At 39.7% G+C, this 21,322-nt stretch carries 16 protein-coding genes; 9 read left to right on the top strand and 7 right to left on the bottom strand.

Going from position 1 to position 21,322, the window contains the following annotated elements; genetic code table 11:
• Window positions 1–42: 42 nt before the first annotated feature.
• Both OIZ54_RS15795 and OIZ54_RS15790 read right to left on the bottom strand, forming a co-directional pair.
• Entirely contained in the window at window positions 43–1,605 is a 1,563-nt protein-coding gene (locus OIZ54_RS15795) for a tyrosine-type recombinase/integrase (RefSeq protein ID WP_248443380.1), read from the bottom strand.
• Window positions 1,606–1,728: 123 nt separating this feature from the next.
• Entirely contained in the window at window positions 1,729–3,402 is a 1,674-nt protein-coding gene (locus OIZ54_RS15790; RefSeq protein WP_248443381.1) for a hypothetical protein, read from the bottom strand.
• Window positions 3,403–3,661: 259 nt separating this feature from the next.
• Between OIZ54_RS15790 and OIZ54_RS15785 the strand changes: the two genes are divergently transcribed.
• From OIZ54_RS15785 to OIZ54_RS15765, 4 genes are all read left to right on the top strand, one after another.
• Window positions 3,662–3,916: a YfhL family 4Fe-4S dicluster ferredoxin gene (locus OIZ54_RS15785; RefSeq protein ID WP_248443382.1), complete on the top strand. Its 255-nt coding sequence runs from the start codon at window positions 3,662–3,664 to the stop codon at window positions 3,914–3,916.
• A gap of 132 nt (window positions 3,917–4,048) precedes the next feature.
• On the top strand, window positions 4,049–5,374 hold the full coding sequence (locus OIZ54_RS20300; protein ID WP_004586999.1) for a methyl-accepting chemotaxis protein: 1,326 nt from the start codon (window positions 4,049–4,051) through the stop codon (window positions 5,372–5,374).
• Between the two features lie 469 nt (window positions 5,375–5,843).
• Entirely contained in the window at window positions 5,844–8,771 is a 2,928-nt protein-coding gene (locus tag OIZ54_RS15770) for a TonB-dependent receptor (protein WP_264390789.1), read from the top strand.
• 98 nt (window positions 8,772–8,869) lie between these two features.
• Complete coding sequence (locus tag OIZ54_RS15765; RefSeq protein ID WP_138576638.1) at window positions 8,870–9,505, top strand: methyltransferase family protein; 636 nt, start codon at window positions 8,870–8,872, stop codon at window positions 9,503–9,505.
• Window position 9,506: 1 nt separating this feature from the next.
• On the opposite strand, the gene OIZ54_RS15760 is transcribed toward OIZ54_RS15765, so the two are convergent.
• Genes OIZ54_RS15760 through OIZ54_RS15750 form a run of 3 tightly spaced genes read right to left on the bottom strand, consistent with a single transcriptional unit; the run spans window position 9,507 to window position 14,146 of the window.
• Window positions 9,507–11,540: an EAL domain-containing protein gene (locus tag OIZ54_RS15760; protein ID WP_264390788.1), complete on the bottom strand. Its 2,034-nt coding sequence runs from the start codon at window positions 11,538–11,540 to the stop codon at window positions 9,507–9,509.
• A gap of 3 nt (window positions 11,541–11,543) precedes the next feature.
• Window positions 11,544–12,077: a YfiR family protein gene (locus OIZ54_RS15755; protein ID WP_264390787.1), complete on the bottom strand. Its 534-nt coding sequence runs from the start codon at window positions 12,075–12,077 to the stop codon at window positions 11,544–11,546.
• Between the two features lie 8 nt (window positions 12,078–12,085).
• Window positions 12,086–14,146, bottom strand: coding sequence for a TonB-dependent receptor plug domain-containing protein (locus tag OIZ54_RS15750; RefSeq protein ID WP_264390786.1), 2,061 nt, complete (start codon window positions 14,144–14,146; stop codon window positions 12,086–12,088).
• A 426-nt stretch (window positions 14,147–14,572) separates the two neighbouring features.
• Here OIZ54_RS15750 and OIZ54_RS15745 point away from each other — a divergent pair, with 426 nt between their 5' ends.
• The 3 genes from OIZ54_RS15745 to OIZ54_RS15735 all read left to right on the top strand — a co-directional run bounded on the left by OIZ54_RS15745 (window position 14,573) and on the right by OIZ54_RS15735 (window position 17,221).
• Window positions 14,573–15,589 carry a Kelch repeat-containing protein gene (locus tag OIZ54_RS15745; RefSeq protein WP_064387160.1) on the top strand — a complete coding sequence of 339 codons (1,017 nt, stop codon included), beginning with the start codon at window positions 14,573–14,575 and terminating at the stop codon, window positions 15,587–15,589.
• On the top strand, window positions 15,586–16,302 hold the full coding sequence (locus OIZ54_RS15740; protein ID WP_024032918.1) for an SIR2 family NAD-dependent protein deacylase: 717 nt from the start codon (window positions 15,586–15,588) through the stop codon (window positions 16,300–16,302). Before OIZ54_RS15745 ends, OIZ54_RS15740 begins: the two co-directional genes overlap by 4 nt.
• Window positions 16,303–16,423: 121 nt before the next feature.
• A complete protein-coding gene (locus OIZ54_RS15735; protein WP_004587007.1) occupies window positions 16,424–17,221 on the top strand; it encodes a response regulator in 798 nt (265 codons plus the stop codon).
• Window positions 17,222–17,280: 59 nt separating this feature from the next.
• Here OIZ54_RS15735 and OIZ54_RS15730 read toward each other — a convergent pair whose 3' ends face one another.
• Entirely contained in the window at window positions 17,281–17,883 is a 603-nt protein-coding gene (locus tag OIZ54_RS15730) for a LysE/ArgO family amino acid transporter (protein ID WP_024032917.1), read from the bottom strand.
• A 72-nt stretch (window positions 17,884–17,955) separates the two neighbouring features.
• Between OIZ54_RS15730 and OIZ54_RS15725 the strand changes: the two genes are divergently transcribed.
• Window positions 17,956–18,888, top strand: coding sequence for a LysR family transcriptional regulator ArgP (locus OIZ54_RS15725; RefSeq protein ID WP_264390785.1), 933 nt, complete (start codon window positions 17,956–17,958; stop codon window positions 18,886–18,888).
• A gap of 15 nt (window positions 18,889–18,903) precedes the next feature.
• Here the strand turns inward: OIZ54_RS15725 and OIZ54_RS15720 are convergent, their stop codons facing one another.
• A complete protein-coding gene (locus tag OIZ54_RS15720; protein WP_264390784.1) occupies window positions 18,904–20,217 on the bottom strand; it encodes a M20/M25/M40 family metallo-hydrolase in 1,314 nt (437 codons plus the stop codon).
• A gap of 428 nt (window positions 20,218–20,645) precedes the next feature.
• On the opposite strand from OIZ54_RS15720, the gene OIZ54_RS15715 reads away from it, so the two are divergent.
• A complete protein-coding gene (locus OIZ54_RS15715; RefSeq protein WP_121638283.1) occupies window positions 20,646–21,275 on the top strand; it encodes a hypothetical protein in 630 nt (209 codons plus the stop codon).
• Window positions 21,276–21,322 lie beyond the last annotated feature (47 nt).

Below are 21,322 nucleotides of genomic sequence, written 5' to 3'. Positions count from 1 at the left end.
GGTTTGTAAGCAAAGAAAAAGTTATATAGCTATATGTAAACGCTACTCTAATATATGCATAGGGCGGCTCTTTTTAAGCTTTCGGGCTTGCTGGTTTATATTACTCCAGATAGTTGAATAAGCACTTACTGTACTTTTGACTTTGGCGATAAATTTATTTGAATAATCTAATTTAAAAAATGATTTTTTAACCGTTTTGTTTTTTAACTTAGTCTGTATTTTTACTTCTTTAAGTATTTCCTTCTCAAAAAGGGAAAAGTTTTTATAAAGTGCTTTAATATCAGTGTTATATATTTTATTCGAGTGGTCATAATGTTTACTCATCGGATCGTGCTCTGAAACAGAGTGATGAAGCATTTTTTTAGACTCAATTTCAGCAATTGTTGATGACCCAATTTTTTTAGTTAGCACTTCTTTCATGTGCGATTTTAAGAAGCTGCGAAGTAGTGTTGGAAATGCTCCGGCTGAGCCTTTTATATTTATGTTATCTCGCGGGGCCGCCACCATGTTTTTTGGCGCATGATATTTAAGAGCTCGGTTTAAACTCTCTTTACTGATGGGTTTTGAGTCGTCTTTAACCTTGCAAAATAAGTAGGTACGGTTTGTGTCTGGGTTTAATTTTAATTCTTGCTGTATTGCTTTTTTCATCTCGGGTGTGAGTTGTATTTTAAACTCTTTTTGGTTTTTCATAACACCGCGAGTGGTATGGGTTGTTTCAGGAAACGTTAAAAACTTAGGATTATCTAAATCATCTATATACGACAGACGCAAGTTACAAATATTTATGGGTCTTAGCCCAGTAAACATCATCAGTAGTACGGCATTTATTAATGTATTATTTTTAGATGTTTTTAGGTTTATGTATAGCTGAGAAATTAGAGATATATCAGTATAGGCCTTACAAGCAATAGGCTTCGAAGTTCTAGACGATATATAATTATTGTCTACTTCTAGGAATGGATTAGTGCCGTTATTATACTTATTTTTTGCGAATACCCACAGTTTTTTCATCTGCTCGAATTGCTTAGCCACATGCGGGCCACTTTTCTCTGTTAGTAGTTGGTCAAGCGTTGCTTCTATTATCTCAGGCGTAATAGTCTGAAATAACGTATTTTTACCAAAGGCATTTTGAATTGCATTAAGGTAAGAGGTGTATGTTTTTACTGTGGTGCTAGCTAACTTGCTAGGGCTATGTTTATTAATTGCCTGTAAGTTTTCTATTTGTTTACTCACTACAAATTCGAATGTGTAATTAGAGGTGTTCTTTTTGTATATTTCGGCCGCTTTTAATTTCGCTGCTGAAAAACTCATATCATTAGAATCACCAATCTTTGTGTTTTTTATGCCATGTTCTTTTTTAAAATGAGTAAAAAATTTAATAATGCCATCATGCTGGAAGACAATTCTTATTTGATCTTTAAGTTGATATTTTGAAAGTCTTTTTCCTTTTTCTTGCGCCAATATAATAGTCGCAAGACTGGCTAGCTCTTCCATTGACTCGTCATTGTACGGTGGCTTAAATGCATTAAATTCAGCCATGCAAAGGTCACGACTTTTAATCGTGACCTCACATGGTTTTACTGAATTTAATACTGATGTTGCCATTAATATAAAAACCTTAAAAAAGTTAAAATCCTCAAATAATTGATGAGGTATCGCTCTAATAAGGCAATGATATGAAATTAGTTTTTTTTACAAAAACTTTGGTAAGTCGAAATTAAACTTTTTTTAATTATTTTTTGCTTTGGCCTCTTGGGCATTTAAATATCTCTCAACGACAGCTCTTCCCTCTGCTGTTAATATTAAATCTTTTGTCGTCCTTCCAGTGTCTCCAAGTGGCTGGTTGATGAAATTTACATAGCTACCTTTGTAAACTAAATAAGCTTTAATTCTATCTCTCAGGGCTTTTTTTACGTTATTTTCTTTAAGATTTTTAGCTTGATTACTTTGCATGCCGGTAAGTCTCATTTTTTGGCTTTCAAGCTCCTTCGCTCTTTTCAAAATACTTACTTCATGAATTTTAAAAACATTAAATTTTAATTTTGTAGAGGTTCCAAATAACTCTTCAGACCTATCATAGTTAAGTCCATTCGGATCATCGTTTTTTCTAAGGTGATGAAGCGCTAGTCGGGTTAGTTCTTCTGCATGTCTAAAATGGTAGCCGTTATCAACCATAATCGCTTTTGTGTTGGATTTAAAAAAGCTTCGACACATTGTGCAAAAGGCTCCAGCAGATCCTTTCATTACAATATTTCTTTGATCACCTTTTACTGCATCAACGGGTGAATAATCTTTTATCACCTTATCTAACGATCTTTTTGCAAATGGCTTTCTAACGTCCCGTGGCTGAAGAAATATATGAGTAGGATTACAGTTCGGAAGCGCATTTTCCATCCACGCTCTTTGTTCCAAAATAATCGCACGCATAGCTTTGGTTAATGGCAACTTGTATTCTTTTTGGTTTTTCATTTCGCCACGCACACCAACAACGGATGCTGGAAAGGTAATTAACGTAGGGAAATCGATACTATTGAGCCACTCCCATTTCATCTGCGGAATGTTGATTGGGCGTATACCTGTTAAAATCATAAATCGAGCAGCGTTCTTTTGATGTATATTTGGCGCTGATGCCAGGTTAATCCATAATTCAGCTATCGAATCGAGATCAGTATATGCTTGGCAAGGTCTAGGGCTTTCTACTCGGTCAGATACATAAAAGTCATCAATGTCAGTTGCTGGATTTTTACCAGAGTTAAATTTGTTTTTGGCAAATTTCCATACCCTCCTAATTTGTGCAAAAAGTACAATTGCCTGAGTATTTGACTCTGCCACAATAATGCGATCAATAATCTTTTCTAATTCGCCCGCTGTAAGTGATTTAAATGATTGATTAAGCGGAAAATGTTGCCTGAGCTTTTTTAACATGCATTGGTATGTTTTAAGAGATGACGCTGCAAACTTTGTCGGCGCAGTGTTATGGCGCTCAATTAGGCTTTTCTCGTAAAAATTAAAAACTGTTTTGACAGTGTGGTTGTTTAAAACTCCCTCCTGCATTTGAGAAGTAAGCTTACATGCTTTTGTTATTGTTAATTCAGGCGTTTCACCTAACTTTGTATTTGCTATGTCAGAGGTTTTAGGAAAGTTAGAATAGTAAATGACATTACCAGATTTGGAAAAAATTAGACGAATGTGGTGTTGCGCGTCATATTTTGACAACCGCCTAGTGCGCTTTGTTTTAACGCCTTGTTTTAAATCACATTCCTCTTCATAAAGTATGATTTTTTTGGCCAGCGTAGCACACCGATTTATATTATACATAGAAAAAGGCGACTTTAGCTGTTTCCATTCTAGTTTAGCTTTTGTGTATTGGGCTTTTGTAAGCGTTGATAATGATTTTTTCATTTTGATAAAACCTAAAGAAATAAAAGCCTTACGGCGATTTCTATTGACTTAAATCAACAAAGCAACATAGAAAAATAGGCATAATGTGCGGTTGAGGCTCACATCTAAAAACAAAAAAGTGTGTTACGAATGTGTGCTACGATTTAATAAAAAATAGTGGTTTTTTATTAAACTAATACGGCTTAAAAAATAGCCTATAAATACTTTTTATTTTATTAACTAATTGTTTTAAATTAATTTTAATTGAAAGGGCTACAAAGTGGCTTTACTTATAAATGACAAGTGCATTAACTGTGATGTATGTGTAGATGAGTGCCCCAACAGCGCGATTTTTATGGGAGAAGAAATCTACCAAATAGACCCAGATAAGTGCACTGAATGTGTGGGGCATTACGATAAACCAACGTGTGTCATAGTGTGCCCTATTAATTGCATTAAAAGCGATCCTTTAAATAGGGAGTCACTTGAGCAGCTCGCACAAAAGTATGTAAACCTAGTTGAAAGTGAAGGCTGAGCACATAATAAGGAACATATGCTTACAAATTTAGCAAAAAATTAGCTTAAATTACTTATTAATTATCGCGTTATCATTAATACCTCCTATACTGGAAGTAACTTGATTTAGTGTTTTTTGGTAGGGAAATTAATGTTTTTTTCAAAAGGTAAGCAAAACGAAATAGCCGCTTTAAAAGCCCAGTTGTACCCTTTAGAGCAAGTGTGGGAAGGGCTTTACAAAGAAATGCTGGTACTTAATGTACTTTATGATGGGCGAATTTCGCATGCTAACGATAACTTTTTAAACGCATTAGGTTATAACGAAGATAATTTAACAAATAATCAGCTAGGCGATTTTATTGCTGATCAGTCGCGGCTATCACCTGAATACGCAGAACTTGAAAAAGCATTCCAAAAAGAAGGCCACTGGAGTGGGGCTATTGAATTTGTTCGCCAAGATGGCAATGCAGAGTGGCTAAGATTAATTGTGCACCCAGTGGTGGGTGAGCAAAATCAGTTATTGTATTTTTCGGTGTTTGGCACCGTACTTACTAAAACCATTACAACCTCTCGTGAACAAAGCGACACAATAAAAGCGATTTATCGCTCTATGGCTGTGATTGAGTTTGATTTACAGGGGCATGTATTAACGGCAAACGATCAGTTTTTGTCAGCCATGGGGTACAATGAATCAGAAATAATTGGCCAGCATCACCGGGTGTTTTGTGAAACCGAAGAAGCTAATTCGGCTGAATACCAACAGTTTTGGAGCAAGCTTAGGCAAGGCCAATTTATTGCCGACAGGTTTAAACGCATAGATAAATATGGCAATGTAATTTGGTTAGAAGCCACCTACAACCCTATATCAAATGATGCGGATCAGCTTTATAAAGTAATGAAATTTGCCACCGTAATTACTGAGCAAGTAAACCGTGAAATTGCTATTTCGCAAGCAGCCGAAATAGCCTATGGCACCTCTACAGAAACAGATAAAACCGCAGAGCGTGGCAGCTGCGTATTACAAGAAACCGTATCTGTTATGAACGAGCTGGCTGTAAATATGGAGCAAGCAGCTAACGAAATTTCGGCGCTGGATCAACAATCTCAACAAATAGCCAGCATAGTGCAAAGCATAAGTAGTATTGCCGAGCAAACCAACTTACTTGCACTCAATGCTGCAATAGAGGCTGCGCGTGCAGGAGAGCAAGGGCGCGGGTTTGCTGTGGTTGCTGATGAAGTAAGGCATTTAGCGTCAAGAACATCAAAAGCAACAGAAGAAATTGTGGAAGTGGTACAGCGTAATCAGTCACAAACCCAAAGTACGGTAGCGGTTATTGAGCAAGGCAAAGAAAAAGCAGAGCAAGGTTTAGCGCTTTCTAAAGAGTCGGGTGAGGTTATGGCAGAAATTCAAGATGGAGCCCAAAAAGTGGTAAACGCGGTAGGGCAATTTACCAGCCAATTAAACTCTAATAACTGATTGAGTAAATACCTTAAAACAACAAGCATAAAATAAAACCGCGAAAGCGGTTTTTTGCTTTAACAAGAATGCGTACCGGCACATATTAAGTAATTTGAACTGTGGATAATAAATCTATCTCTGGCTAGAGAAAATAAATTTAACTATCACTGGAATTTAATCTGTTAGTAAGTCTCTTAATCGGAGTTCAGCTTAAGTAAAGCGGCGGGTAATATTTTATAACAAGGGGTTATTTTCACTTTAGGTAGCATTAAATAGCTTAAAAACGGGCGCATAAACCCTAATAAGTTTAAATAGTGAGTTGCGAATCATTTTTTAACCACAGTTGAGACTAAATTAAGCCAAGCGTTAACAATACATTAAGTTTCGCCATGTAAACTTTGCAGCAATTTGCCATTACGTACTGCAATACGCTAATGGATCACTGATTTGCTTAGCCTAAGCAATGTAAATGGAATAGCTGTAAAAAATGATTAATTGCCTACGTCATTACCCTTTATCTAAAGTATACAAATCTTTATTTTGCGCATCACTTATTACCTCAAGCCCATTTAGCTTAGCTGATGATGCTGCCTCACAAAACGCTAAAACACTGCTTAAAAAAAATATGGAAGTAATTGAAGTACGGGGTATACGTTCAAGCATGGCTGAGAACTTAGATGTTAAGCGTATGTCTGGCTCTGTGGTGGATGCAATTACTGCCGAAGATATTGGCAAATTTCCTGATAAAAATGTAGCGGATTCGTTGCAGCGAGTACCTGGCGTTGTTATTGAACGCGATGGCGGAGAAGGGGCAGCGGTGAGTATTCGTGGTTTATCATCTGAGCTCACATTTACTCAGCTTAATGGCAATTTTATAGCCTCATCACCTGGGGAGCCTTCACGCTCGTTCGATTACACTTTACTGCCATCTGCCATGATAGAGAGCGTAGAAGTGTATAAATCGCCAGAAGCGCGTTTAGATGAAGGCGGCGTGGGCGGCACAGTATTAATGCATAGCCGCAAGCCTTTAAGCATGGAGGCAAACTCAGGTGTATTTAACGTTGAATCTACTTACGCCGATGTGACAAAAGAGTACGAGCCGCAATTTAGTGGCTTATATTCATGGAAAAATGACGACGACACCTTTGGCGTATTGGTGGGTTATACCTATCAAGAGCGTACTAATCGCACTCTAACAGGCAGCACCGATGCAAATGTATGGCGTTACACGGGTGGCGGTCAACCGACTGATATTAATGGAAATACCGTTGATAACAATAACGGTTGGGATACGATAAGTGATGCCAGCGGTAATCGTTATGATGGCGTGTGGTTTCCGCAAGTTGTACGTGGCTCTGTGCTTAATGAAAAACGTGAGCGTGAAGGTATTCAATTTAGTACACAATGGCGCCCAACTAATCGCTTAGAGCTAGGGTTTAACTACTTTGGCTTTACACTCGGACAAGACAGAACCGAATCAGTCATTGATATTCCTGAGTGGTCACTCAATCCTGATTTTTTAACCGCAGTAAACTTGGATGAAACAGGCACCATTGCAACGGGTATGCAATACAATGCCAGTGCTAGCGGTGTTGAAAACGATATGCAATTTCCGTGGATGCGTGGCAGTTATGTACGAGAAGAGTCTACCTCCGATACTATCGATTTTAATTTAACCTACGAAGGCGATAGCTTTAAAGCCCGCTTTGTTATTGGTAACACTCAATCTGAGGGCGGTCCTGAAGAAAGCTGGGAAGCCGCTTATAAAAGCTCAAACGCCGGTGAAAACGAAACCTTTATTCAAAACGCATCGCAAAGCGCAGCGTGGTCTTTAAATGAAAATAATGTATCGCTGAGTATTGATCCCAACACATTAGCTAACTTGCAAAGTGGCTTAGGCGGCGGGCGTGATGCGGGTTCGTCAAATTCAAGCTTTGTGCGCAGCGAACTCGAAGAGGATTATTATCAAGCCGACATCGACTTTTATGTTGATTGGGGATTTTTAAAAACGATTAGAACCGGGGCTAAATATCGCCATGCCAACTTACACCGCGAGACCGGTAATACGTTTTTTTTAGATCCTAACTTTGATATTGCTGCAGGTGAAGCGAGTGAGCAAGGTATCACGCAATTTGATAGCTACCAATGGAATGGCGGTATGCCACTTGCCGAGGGTGTGTTTATTAATCAAACCAATATAGTTGGCGGGTTTAATATAAACCAAATGCCCAGCATAGATTGGGATAAATACCGAGATTTAGTAACCGACAACTACACGCCTTATACCCGCATAGAAGATAACTTTGTATACGATATTGAAGAAAAAATATCAGCGTTTTACATTCAAGGCGATTTTGAATTTAGTGAAGTAAGAGGTAATTTAGGTGTGCGCGTAGTACAAACTAAAACCTTAACCTCTTCTACCGATTTATATACTTATCAACTTGATCACACCAATGATGAAACAGGCGAGCCGGTAACTGGCGATGCGCGTTTTGTAGAAGACTATCAGTTGGTTACACAAAAAAACACCGACACACAAATTCTGCCAAGCTTTAACATAGCGTGGGATGCCACCGACGATTTAGTGATTAGGGGCGCTATCGCTAAAGTGATGGCGCGACCAGATTACAGCGATTTAGGCTCGCAGCAGCGTATCACGTTTGTATCAAATGAATGGGCAGAAGACAGAGCCGCATTCAACGAGCTTGCAGGCTTTAGTGGCAGTGGCGGTAATAAAAATTTAAAACCTTTTGAATCAGTGCAGGCCGACTTATCTATTGAATATTATTACGCCGAGGGCTCTGCATTGGGGTTAGCGCTGTTTCATAAAAAGGTTGATAACTTTGTTGTGCCGCTGGTAATAGATATGCAGCAAGATTTTGAAGGCAAAGAAAATATAGTAGAGAGCGGTGTAATTACCGTTGCGCCATACAGCACAGTGGGTAACGGCACCGATGCGGTATCAAAAGGGGCTGAAGTATTTATTCAACATGCATTTGCAGGTGGTTTTGGTTTTTATGCTAATTACACCTATAACAAAACCAATAAAGCCGATGTAAGTGTAAATGGTGAAGAATTTGGCCAATCGCCATTAATTGGAAGCGCTAAATACCAGTACAACACCTCTGCTTATTACGAAGGCGAGTACTTTACTCTTCGCGCGTCGTATAATAAACGCGGTGAAACAGTACTTGGCTTAAACAGCGGTTTAAATGTATACCAAGACCCTTACGAGCAAGTTGATGTAAATGCCGCCATTAATATATCTGATGGCTTAAGTTTAACAGCCTCTGTTATTAACTTAACTAAATCGGAAACTGTTACGCGTTTAGGTAATGATAGCGATGCGCGTTTATTAAGTTCAAGTTACTCAGGTAGGCGCTACTACGCGGGTATAAATTATAGTTTTTAAATAAAAGTCCACTATACGTTTTTAGCACACTAACCTTGTTAATGAATAGCATGACTATTATGATGAAATTATTATAAAAGGATGAAGAAAATAAATTAATGAGTTACCAACCGTTGATAGATGATTCTGCTTCGCTAATCGAGTTTACGCGTGTGTATTTAGCGCTTTTTTATACGTTTGTGGCGGGGTTTTACACCGTTAGAATTATTTATAAAAACCGTTCAACGCCTGCGGGTGTTATTTTTCCTGGCGCTAAGTTTTGTACTAGCTGGTGGAATCATATGGCGTTTAAGTTTTTTAGAGCTGCTATATGGTTTGTGTGTGTGCTGCGTGTGTTTGTGCCTGCCACCGATAACTACTTAGGTATGTTTTATACCTTAAATGGGTGGCCGGGTGTTATGTTTGGCAATATTATGCTCACGGCGGGCTTTGTGCTCAGTATGGTTGTTCATTTTCATATGGCGTCACTTTGGCGCTCGGGTATAGACCCAAATGGGCCTCAAACACTTAAAACTACCGGGTTATATAGTTTTTCGCGCAACCCTATGTATGTTGGTGTGGCAACTGCTCAGTTGGGGTTCTTTTTAGCATTACCAAGCTTATTTAGCTTAATTTGCCTTGCTGTGGGCTTATATGCGCTTTATAGACAAATAGCTGTTGAAGAAGCGCATTTAGTAACGCGTTTTAATAATGACTACCTAAAATATAAGCAAACCGTACCGCGCTGGTTGTAGGTTATTCAACGGTTGCTTTTATTTGCAGATGGCTATTTATAAAATCTTGCTTTGAAAGCGGCTTTGAATATAAGTAGCCTTGAATGTAATCACAGCCCAACGCGATTAATTGTGCTTGTTGGGTTGGTGTTTCTACCCCTTCTGCGACCACTTCTACCCCTAAGTTATGCGCCATAGTAATTATGGCTTTAATTAGCGCTATACTGCTGCTGTTGGCTTCAATATTTTGTATAAACGATTGATCTATTTTAAGTATATCAATGTCTAACTGCTGCAAGTACGCAAGCGATGAGTACCCAACACCAAAATCATCAATGGCAATGTCTATATCAAGCGCATTAAGGCGTTTTAAATGATGCTGAATCGCGTTATCTGGGTCCATTAAGCTGTTTTCAGTTATCTCAATTAATATAGTATGAGGTGGCAAATTATAAAGTTTGCACGCCTCTACCCATTGGGTAACCCAAATACCGTCGCGATCAATTTCTAAAGGCGAGGTATTTACACTAATTTGCACCGGTGTATAGCTTAGTTTATTAAACTGCACCGCATCGCGAACAGCTTGCGATTTAACCCATTCGCCTAGCTCTTTTATCAAGCCATTTTGCTCTGCTATATCGATAAATTCGACAGGGCCAATAATGCCTCGCTCTGGGTGGTTCCAACGGATCAGCGCTTCAGCTTTTTTTAGCGTACGTGAATGGGGGTCCCATATTGGCTGATAGTAAAGTTCAAATTGGTTGTTATTTAAGCCAATGCGTATTTCTTCTATAAGGCGGCGCTTTTCAATCGCCAGTTCTTCCATTTCGTATGAGAAAAACTCAAACCTGTTTCGCCCCTTACTTTTTGACAAATACATCGCTTGGTCGGCTCGTTTAACTAAGGTTTCGACCGATATGCCGTCATGCGGAAAAAAGGCCACGCCTATACTCGCGGTTACCTGCACATGTTCGTTTTTTATGGTTATCGTTCGGGTCAGGCTTTTCATTACATCGTGTGCAATGTGCGAAACCGCTGTTGTATCACTTATTCCTTTTAGTATTAGGGTAAACTCATCACCGCCTAAGCGCGCCACTATGTCTTGCTGTTTTAAGCAGCGGCGAAGTCGCTTAGCCACTTCGTGAAGTAATAAATCACCAAAGTCGTGGCCTAAGCTATCGTTTACTTCTTTAAAGCCATCTAAATCAATAAATACCAAAGAAAATGGTTGTTCAGGTGTGCTTACAAGCTGTTGCAGGTGCTCATAAAAATAACGGCGGTTAGGTAGGTCGGTTAAGCCATCTTGATAGGCATATTGATGCAGCTGAACATTGGCATTTTCGAGCTCTTTTGTTCTGCGTTTTACTTGGTTTTCTAGCAGGTTGTCGCGCTGTTCTATAGTTTGCAGCATGGTATTAAAACAGCTTGTTAGCTTACCCACTTCGTCCTTTGAAAGCTCTTTTGCACGTAAGCTATAGTCGTTAGATGAGGTAATTTGCTCTGCTGTTTGTGCTAAATATAAAATGGGGTTTAAAAAACGCTTTCTGAGCATTAGCGATACAAGCAAACTTAAAATAAAGCTAAAAATCATTAATACAATAATAAACCGGCCATAAAAAGCGGCTCTGTCGTTTAGGTCACTGTCGTCTGCGCGCACAATCAGCGTACCGTAGCGTTGAGCGTCAATTGTTAATGCTGTTTTTACTTCTATTGTATGCGGGGCTGAGCTTTCTTTGCTGTATTTAGGCGATGTTACGCTTGCAAGTTGTTGGCTCAAATTGTTTATCACTTCTACCGATACAATATCGGAGCGCATTAATAACGGCTCAATCAGCTCTTTTATTGCGGCGGTGTCGTAAAATATTAAAGCAGTACTAATATTGGGGGCTAATATTTGCGAGAGTGATTTTAGGCTTTGTGTTTGTTCTTGTTTTGCGGTTTTTAGCTCATATGCGCTAAAAACAGCAGTAACGGTAGCGGTAGAAATAAGCGCAACGCTCATTAAAATAAACAGCAGCTTTTTACTCATTGAGTTGAGTGAGAAGTAGTTTTTCATTATTTACCCCTCAACTACACGTGCTAGGCGCAGCACTTTTGAGCTCATAGTAATGCCTGCCTTTTTAAGCTTGCTTGGGGCAACTTCAAAGCGCACCTTACTACTTGAAAGAAAAAATCGAATATGTCCTTGTGCGGCTATAAAGCCATCGGTTTCGCCAACTATCATTGTATTTTTTAAATTAAGCGCGGGGTTGGCATCTAACCACATGTTATAGGTATTATCGGTAATAAATACTATATCACAGCCCTCAAGTGCAGTTGCCTCGAGGGGAGTTAGTTTATTTCGTAAGTGGCGTTCATGTACTTTTCTGTTTTCTAGGGCGGCATTTGCTATTGCTATAAATTGGCTGTCGGGGCTACAAATTAAAAAGTCGGAGCCGTTTTCGGGTGCAGATTGCCATTGCCCTAAACGGGCAAAGTTATATAAAAAGCCTGCTTTAAGCACATATTCTTTTTGCACCGCAAAAGCGCTTGAGCTTGTACAAAGCGCAAGGCAAAAAAATAGGTAAAGCAATCGATTTAAAGGCTTAAGCATCGGCTCTCTTAAAATGTTGCACTAACAGAAAACGTAACGCACTCGTCTATGTAATTAGGAACCGTAAATGTTTCGCGAGTATTGGCGTATTCTATGTGTGAGCCTGCAAATAAATTTTTGCCTGATACTGCTGTGGCCCAGTTATTGTTTATTTTCCAGTTCCATGTAAGGTCTACAGCGGTGTAGTTATCTGTATTGTAAGTGCTTGAGTTTTCGGCTCTTAGCGTGGCAAAAATAGAATGCTGCTCACTTAATTGGTAATTCAGTTTAGTAAATAATTGTCTGTTTACTGAGTCGTAGCCAATAGTAGGGCGTGTTGCATTAGGTAAGTCGTAATCTATTTTTGTATAGCTGTAGCCAACTTCGCTGCTTAAGTTGTCCATTAGTTGCATCGAGAACAATAAATCACCGCCGGTTGTGGTGGTTTCACCTACCGAAACAAAGTCGTAATCTAAGCTTGTTGTTTGAAGCGCCGCAAATGCTTGTGACACTTCCCCGGCTAAGTAAAAGTTTAATGCAGGTATAAATTGTTCTACATGAGGGTTTAAACTAATTACGGCCACATCATCCGCTTGCGTATTAAATGCAGAAACATCTAAAGACCACTCCGCCTTTGATATACGGTAGCCTAGCTCGTACGAGATATAATTTTCGGCTTTTACGTTATCGTTACCATTTAAAAATGTAGCTATATGGTATTGATCTATTTCAGCAATACCCGACTGCATGCCAATAACGTCTGAGATTTTTTGGCCATTTACTCTAAAGTTATCGTTAAATTCAATTAGTGTAGGAATACGTACGCTTCGTGAAATTGAACCCCATGCTAGGTGCTCGCTATTTGGCTGATAGGTAAAGCGGGCAAGGGGTTGATTTTCCCAACCGGTTAAATCGTTATGCTCTATTTTTGTGCCTACAATGAGGTTTAACGTATCAGGAATAACACTGTATTGCGCTTGCAGCATAGCACCGTATTGATGAAGGTCTTCTAGGTCTTTATCGCTATTAATAAAAATGCTGTCTTGAAAAGAAATATCATTAAATCGATAATTAAGCCCCCAATCTACCTGGAGTGATCCGGTAATAAAGTTCATTTGATAATCAACGTCAATCGATTCAAAATCTTCATTTATATAGGGTTGTTCACCATGTTGTTTAAGCCATGACATTTGCAGCATTTGGTTTGCATTATCTGAAAGGCGATGCTCAACACGGGTCATTAATCGCGTATCGCGCCTATCTGCAATAGTTGGAAACTGCTGACTGCGGTTAGACGCATCTACTACCCCAGTAAGGTTTTGGCCGTGCTCTGTGTGGGTATGATCCCCTTGCAGGAGGATTGACCACTCATCGCTTGGCGTAAAATCAGCTCTAAAGCCGCCAGCGTGCTGTTTAGTAAAGTCATTAGGTTTAATGCGGCTGCCTTTTTTAGAAGGTGCGGTATTTTTAGTATTATAGTAGCCCCTGTAACTACCAATATCAGAAATATCACCACCATGGCGAAGGCTTATGTCGGCATTTATTTGATTACCTGTAATTGCTTTAGCGTAAGTGTTGCGTGTATCTAAGCTATTTTTAGTAATGATATTGATCACGCCGTTATTTGCGTTATTACCCCATAACAACCCGCCCTGACCACGAATAACCTCAATACGTTCAATATCGTATAAAGGCACATGCAACGACTCCCAATACACAGCCGCAAATTTGGGGGTGTATAGGCTTTGCCCATCTATCATTACTAATAATTTGCTGGAATACCGTGAAGCAACACCGCGTGCAGAAATAGCCCATTGATTGTTATCAAGTTGTCTTACGGTAAGGCCTGGCACCATTTTTAATGCCTCAGGAATAGAGGTAGCGCCCGAACTTGTAATTTGCTCTTTGCTTAGCACATAAATAGAAGAGGCGGTGTTAAAGGCCGACTGTGCTCGTTTCATTGCAGAAGTTGCTTGAACATCCATTCCCATTAACGCGTCAAGGTCTAAGTCATCGTCGTTTAATGGTTCTGCAGCAAGTATTGGTGAGGCAATAATAAGTGAGCACAATAGCTTTTTAGGTATTTTCACCTAGGTTTCTCCACAGGGATCAAAAATCAAAAACAGGATATATTTTTGTAAAACATTTGTTACCACAAAATATTAGCATACTTTATATTGCTAAAAGTACACTTTATTAAGCTAACTAGCATAAATTACTAAGTAGTAAGGGTGTTTTAAAATTTAACGCTAAATTATTAAAGTTTTGTAGTTTTTAAATAAAATTAATAAATAAAGCCTCAAAATCAAGTAATAAGGCGTGTAAATTAGGCGCTGCTTGTAAATTCGCTTATCTCATTTAGCTCGCTGGCTATATCATTAATTATTAGATGGTTTGTAAAACGCAGCACACCTAAACACACGCATTAATAAGGTAAATTACTTATAGTTAGCTGGTTCATACAGGCAAAATAATTTACCCTAAGTGTATTAGTCACTTTTATATTATTTGTTTTTATGAGCCTTCTTTTTTCTATTGCGCTAGCAAGCCTTCCTGCTTTACCCGAACCCGTTGCAAACAATGCCGTAGCTAAGGTTACTGTTGAAAACCAACGCTATTTTTTGAGTTTTATGGGGCTTGGTAAAAACAAACAACACACAGATGTACACAATAAGGTATTTTCACTAAAACTAGGCGACAGCGCTTGGCAGCAACAAGCGAGTGTGCCTTCAAGTTTGCCATTAAAGGGGCGCTTAGCTAGTACTGCTGTTGGCCTAGGTGAATACGCTTATATTTTTGGTGGCTACACGGTAGATAGCGATCATACTGAAATTTCAAGCCCCGATGTGTACCGTTTCGATATAAAAAACAATACGTATAAACACCTTGCGAGCATGCCAGTACCAGTTGATGACAGCGTAGCGCTAAGCTACAAAGAGCGTTACATATACCTTATTAGCGGTTGGCATAACGATGGCAACGTAAATTTAGTACAAGTGTACGATACTAAAAACAATACATGGCAGCAGGCGTCGCCTTTTTTAGGTGAGCCAGTATTTGGCCAAGCGGCTGCTATTAGTGGTAATACTATTGTTATTTGCGATGGCGTTAAAACCCAAGCAAATCCAGATTCTCGCCGCTCATTTGCAGGTGTTGCGCAGTGTTTAAAAGGCACAATAAATGCCAACAATCCACTAAAAATAGACTGGCGTACTTTGCCCCACCCTACGGGGGAGTCGCATTACCGTATGGCTGCTACTAGCTACAATAACAATATTTACATGCTGGGCGGCTCTAACAACCCCTATAACTATGATGGTATTGGCTACAATAAAAAGCCCGCTCCGGCAAGCAACCATGTGTGGCGTTTTGATATAAAGCAAAACACGTGGCAGGTATTACCTAATGTAGCTATTGGCAGTATGGATCACCGTGGCCTACTTGAGCACAATGGGGCTTTATATCGTATTGGCGGCATGAATAATCAACAGCAAGTAATAAGCGATGTATTAGGGTACGAGGTAACACAGTGAATACACTTTATATTACCGGTGCAGGGGTAAGCGCGGCCAGTGGCATACCTACATTTAGAGGCGAAGATGGCTTTTGGACTATAGGCAGTAAAAATTATACGCCCATGGAAATGGCCACGCGTGCTATGTATCAAAATAATCCACGCGAGTTTTTAGCCTGGTATTACAACCGTTTTGCTGCCTATCGTAACCATGGCCCGAATGAAGTACACCATTGGCTGAGCGATAAAAACTTAATAACCCAAAATATAGATGGCCTTGATGGCAAAGCCGGTAATAAAAATTACATTGCTATACACGGCAGGCTCGATCAAATGACGTTATTTCATGAGCAAGGCGAAGCCGTTAAACCGCTTATGACTCCGTGGGATAGTGTAGATGAAAGTCGCCTGCATGAGTCTCTTTTTGAGCTATTTAATATTCAAAACCAAACACCGGAGCTTAATCATTCGTTTAAGCCTTTTGTGTTGTTGTTCGATGAATTTTACACCGAGCTTTACAGAATAACCGAAGCACAACAGCGTATGCTCAACGCCGATAAAATTGTATTTATGGGCACTTCGTTTAGTGTAAATATCACCCAAATGGCATTAGAAATAGCCCGTAATTACGACATACCTGTAGAAGTGGTAGACCCGAACCCTGTTCACATAATGCACAGCAATGTAACGTACAAAAAAATGAATGCATTAGAATACATCCAATCTAATTAGAAAGTGCTATATTTTAAAGAGATTGCTAATGTTTTCTTAAATATTACAATCTCTTTATATAATATTAACGAGTCAACAATGTTATTATTATCCTTATTATAACAATACTAAAGAGACTTGAATGAGCGACCTAACTGCAATAGCAAACTTGTCCATTTTACTTGTAGAGCCTTCAGAAGTTCAGCAAAAAATAATAATAAAATCGCTTGCAGAAAGTGGTGTTAAACAAGTAGAAACTGCGGCTACTCAAGCGCAGGTTTTATCGTTACTTGAAAGTTACCACCCAGACCTAGTAATAAGCTCGATGTACTTATCAGACGGCACCGCCGACTCATTATTGCAAAAAATAAGACTAAACCCCGCCACTGAACATCAACCTTTTATGCTTATATCGAGCGAGCGTAATAAAAAGTACCTTGAGCAACTACGCCAATCCGGTGTGCTGGCTATTTTACCTAAGCCTTTTAGTGCAAAAGCCATTACTCGCGCACTCAAAGCAACCCTCGATATAATAAGCGAAGAAGAAGTAGATCTTGATCATTTTGATGTAACGCTACTTCGTGTACTTGTAGTAGACGACAGCCGCTTTGCTCGTAAACACATAATACGCGTACTTGCTGGCATGGGGATCCCCGAACCCGTAGAAGCCGAAAACGGAAAAGAAGCCATAGCGCACCTTAGTGAACAGTCGTTCGATTTAATCGTTACCGATTACAACATGCCAGAAATGGATGGACGCGAACTAACCGAAACTGTACGTGGCTCAAATGCTTACTCGCATATTCCTATTTTAATGGTGAGCTCAGAGGCAAACGACACTCACCTAGCTAATATTGCGCAAGCAGGAGTTGATGCCATTTGTGATAAACCGTTTGAACCGGCCACAGTGCGAGAGTTACTTTATAAAATAATGTCTTAGTCTTTTAAAAAATGGCTAACAACAGCGGTAGTTAAATACATAACTACCGCTGTTTTGGCTTATTGGCTTGGCACGTTATATAACTGAAACGCCACAAAACATAAAATAACCGCAATACAGCTATCAAATACGCGCCATCTAAATGGGGAGCTTAAAACCTTTTTTAATTTTGGCGCAAACAACACTAAGCTACTAAACCAAATAACAGAGGCCACACAAGCACCAATAGCAAAGTGCATAGGCGCGGGTTGTAATGCGCCAATGCTGCCAAGCAGTAATACGGTGTCTAAATAAACATGTGGATTTAGTAAGCTTATAGCAAAGGCCGCAAGGGCCGTTTTCCACCAGCTCACTTTTATTACCTGAGTTACTTTTAACCCCGATGTGCCTTTAATTGCACTGCGCGCAGAGCCAAATGCTAAGTAAAGTAACATAGCTATACCGCCCCACGTTAACCACGGTAATAACCCCGGTAGCCATAGCTTTAACTCATTAGCGGCAAATACACCTACAATAATTAATGTGGCGTCACAAAGTATACAAACCGCAGCTAAAACAAAACGGTTAGCGCCCGCCATACATTGGCTTAAAATCCAAATATTTTGCGCCCCAATGGCAATAATTAAACTTAGCCCCAGCATCACACCCGACAAAAACGACATACTTCTAATCCACTCAAATAAAACCAGTTACCCAATGCCTTGCAGGGTAGGGGGTATTCTGTTACAAATCCAATGAATATATTTATTGTTATATGCGTAAAAATCATGATTGATTACCAGTTACTCAATGCGCTTAGTGCCGTTATAAGTGAAGGCGGATTTGAAAAGGCCTCAAAAAAATTATTTATTACCCAATCGGCGGTGAGTAGGCGTATTCATCAGCTTGAGGCCAAACTAGGCGAACCCGTATTAATAAGAACCCAACCGCCAACGCCCACGGCACTTGGTAAACGTTTACTTAACCATTTACAGCAAGTATTGCAGCTAGAAGTAGCCCTTAATGTAGAGGCACTTAACGAGCACACAGATTTAAATACCCCGCTTAGCGTAAAGCTTGCTGCTAATGCGGATTCGCTTGCCACCTGGCTTCCCGAAGCACTCGCCGTATTAGATACAGAGCTTGCGTGCAAATTACGCTTTGAAGTCATTAGTGAAGATCAATCCATTGCCCATAAAAGAATGAAAGACGGCGAGGTTATGGTGTGTATTAGCTCATCCCCCGAGCCCGTTAATGGCGGCCTAGTTAGCCCACTTGGCGCCATACGCTACAAAGCCATTGCAAGCCCCGATTTTATAAAACAACATAAGCTTACTGAGCTTTCGCAATTAGCGCATTTACCGTGCTTGGTATTTAGTGAGTATGACAAGCTACAACACCAATTTTTAGAAGATATTAATGGCTCAGCCCCACTGTTTACCCATATTTACCCTTCGTCAGAGGGATTTAAACAAGCCATGATAGCAGGCCTAGGTTATGGGCTATTACCTACATTGCAGCTAGGAGACTCGCTGGTAAAAGGGGAGTTAGTCGATTTATTCCCAGAATATTATATTGATACACCTTTGTACTGGCACTATTGGCAAACCGAAAGCCCGCAGCTTAAAACGTTGCGTAAGTTTGCATTGCAAGTAGCAGGCAAACGATTAGAGCCTATTAGCCCATAAAGGCTAAGCCTGCGTTTATAACTGCCCTAATCTGTAAATAAGCAGTGCTGTTTTAGCGGTGTTTTTATTAAGTGAGGTTAAATCGGCGGTTTCGTTTTTAGTGTGTGCGCCATTGCCCATTAGGCCTAGTCCATCAAGCGCCATATCAACATGGTTTGCAGCAAACGAAATATCAGCAGCACCGGCATTACGTGGGTTTGCAGCCTCCACTTTGTTATAGCCTAAGTCTTGGCTTGCTTGGCTATACAGTGCAAGCAGCTTTTTATTACCCTCGGTGAGCCCCATTGGTGGGTAGCCGTCTTCAAAAATAAGCTCAGCTTGGCTGCCATTTAAGTTTTTAGCCACTATTTGCTGCATCACTTTTTTAGCGCCTTCTACCTGCTTTGGCGAAAGCGCCCGTAAATCACCCGCTACATGGACGGTTTGCGCAATTACGTTACTTTTACCAAACGCAGTGGCTGACGAGTTAGCACTGTCGTAATCGGCATTTGTACCGCCTACAATAAGCCCCGGGTTAAAGGTTAAGTTAGGTTGTGTGGCAAGTTGCTCTCTAAAGTTATTTAAAATACGCGACGCCTCGTAAATAGCGCCATAGCCCACACTGTCACTAAATATTTGCGATGAATGTGCAGCATTGGCCGTTACATTTAACGTCCAGCCGGTATAACCACGGCGCGCCGCCATCGCGGTTTTAATATTGTTATCGCCGTTCTCAAAACCTAGCGCTACGTCAGCCCAAATTGCGCCATCAACAATGGCTTGTTTAGATAAACTAAGTGGGCGACCGCTGCTTTCTTCATCGCCGGTAAGCAGTACTTTTACGCTTACGTTTTCAAGTAAATTAAGGGCTTGTAAGCTTTTAAGTGCGGTAATTATAATAGTGTTACCACCTTTCATGTCGGCTACACCTGGGCCACTGGCGGTGTGTTCATCAATTTGTTTATAGGTAGTAAAGTTATCGTGTTTAGCAAACACGGTATCAAGATGGCCGATCATCAGTATTTTTATTGCATCGGGGTTTTTACTTTTGTGCGCAGCTAATACATGCCCTGCGCGGTTAAAAGCGCTGCCATCTAGCCACTCAACCTTAAAACCAATGGCTTTTAGTTGCTCGCTTGCAAGCGCGCCCACCTTTTTTACGCCTTCAATATTAAGCGAACCGCTATTAATGTTTACCGCTTGTTTTATCTCTTCAAGCGCTTGCGGCATGTTCTGCTCAACTTGTTTTACTATTTCACGCTCGTTTTTATTAAGTGCCGCATGGCTTGTAAGCGGTAGGGTACTCGCAAAGATAAATATAAGTGCTTGGCTAAATTTTAAAAGTGACATAACAGCCTAATAATTGAAAAGTAGTTCAGCTAATATGAAGTAAAAATACAAAGGGTTCAATAGAAGTAGATTGTGATTTTTAACTAATTTTATAAACAACAACGAGTTACAAGATTAAGGGTTAAAGGGGGTATGCGTTACTGGTTTAAACGCAGGTGTTTAAAATATGATTTGTTAATTAATAATTAATAATTAATAATTAATAATCAACTAATACAACTACACAGCTATATGTCTGATATTACTGATCTCCACCATCTTGGGGTTTTGCTGCATTTAGGAAAGGAAAGTCGAAGCTAACTATCTGTTTACAGGTGTTTATTATATGGTTAGGATGAAACTGGTATAAAATAAGGACATGTGGCAGTTTATAAACGGTAAATGTCGTAGACTAAGTTGTTAACTCTCATCAAGGAAATATAGGATCAATGGAAGAATCTGCTAATCTAGTTAATAACTGGCTTGAAGCTAAAATAATTATTCCGGCTGTCACTGCGCTTATATGTTCTGGTTTACTCCCATTCTTGCATCATAAATATAAGGTTAAGCGTGAAAGAGATGAAAAGCTCTTCGAAACGAGAAAAACTGAATATCAAAACTATTTTAAAATTCTCGATAATGCTGCAAAACTAGCGGGGCAAGATTATGTTGTGTTTATGAATAAAACTCTTCCTGACGCAACGCGAAGACTCTATGAAGAGGAATCTTCTACAGAAGCCATATTAAATTACCAAAAAGTTTTAAATGATTTTACGATCGGCATACAGGAAGGGTTTCAAAAAGCCACTAGTGAGTTAACTGGCTTAAGGATCGTATGTTCTCGAAACTTAATAGAAAAGCTAGAGCAATTTGAGTCGCTATATCAAGTACTTCTTACAATGCAGCCAGAAATGCTTCGTCAATTGAATGAACAGCTTACTCCTGAAGCATTCTTGACTGGTAACTACAATTTCGAAACAGAAATTCAGCAAAAGATGGTAAGAAAAGGAAACGACCTCAAAAACTTGAGGAACCAGATAATAGACACAATGCGAAGCGAGTTGGGCTATGAGAGTTAACAAAGCGCTTAAGTTCACTCCCTCCGATCGCTGGGACGCCTATACGC

It is taken from the genome of Pseudoalteromonas sp. A3, from assembly GCF_025942345.1.
Taxonomy (GTDB): Bacteria; Pseudomonadota; Gammaproteobacteria; order Enterobacterales; family Alteromonadaceae; genus Pseudoalteromonas; species Pseudoalteromonas atlantica.
This window is presented reverse-complemented; position numbering and strand designations above follow the sequence as displayed.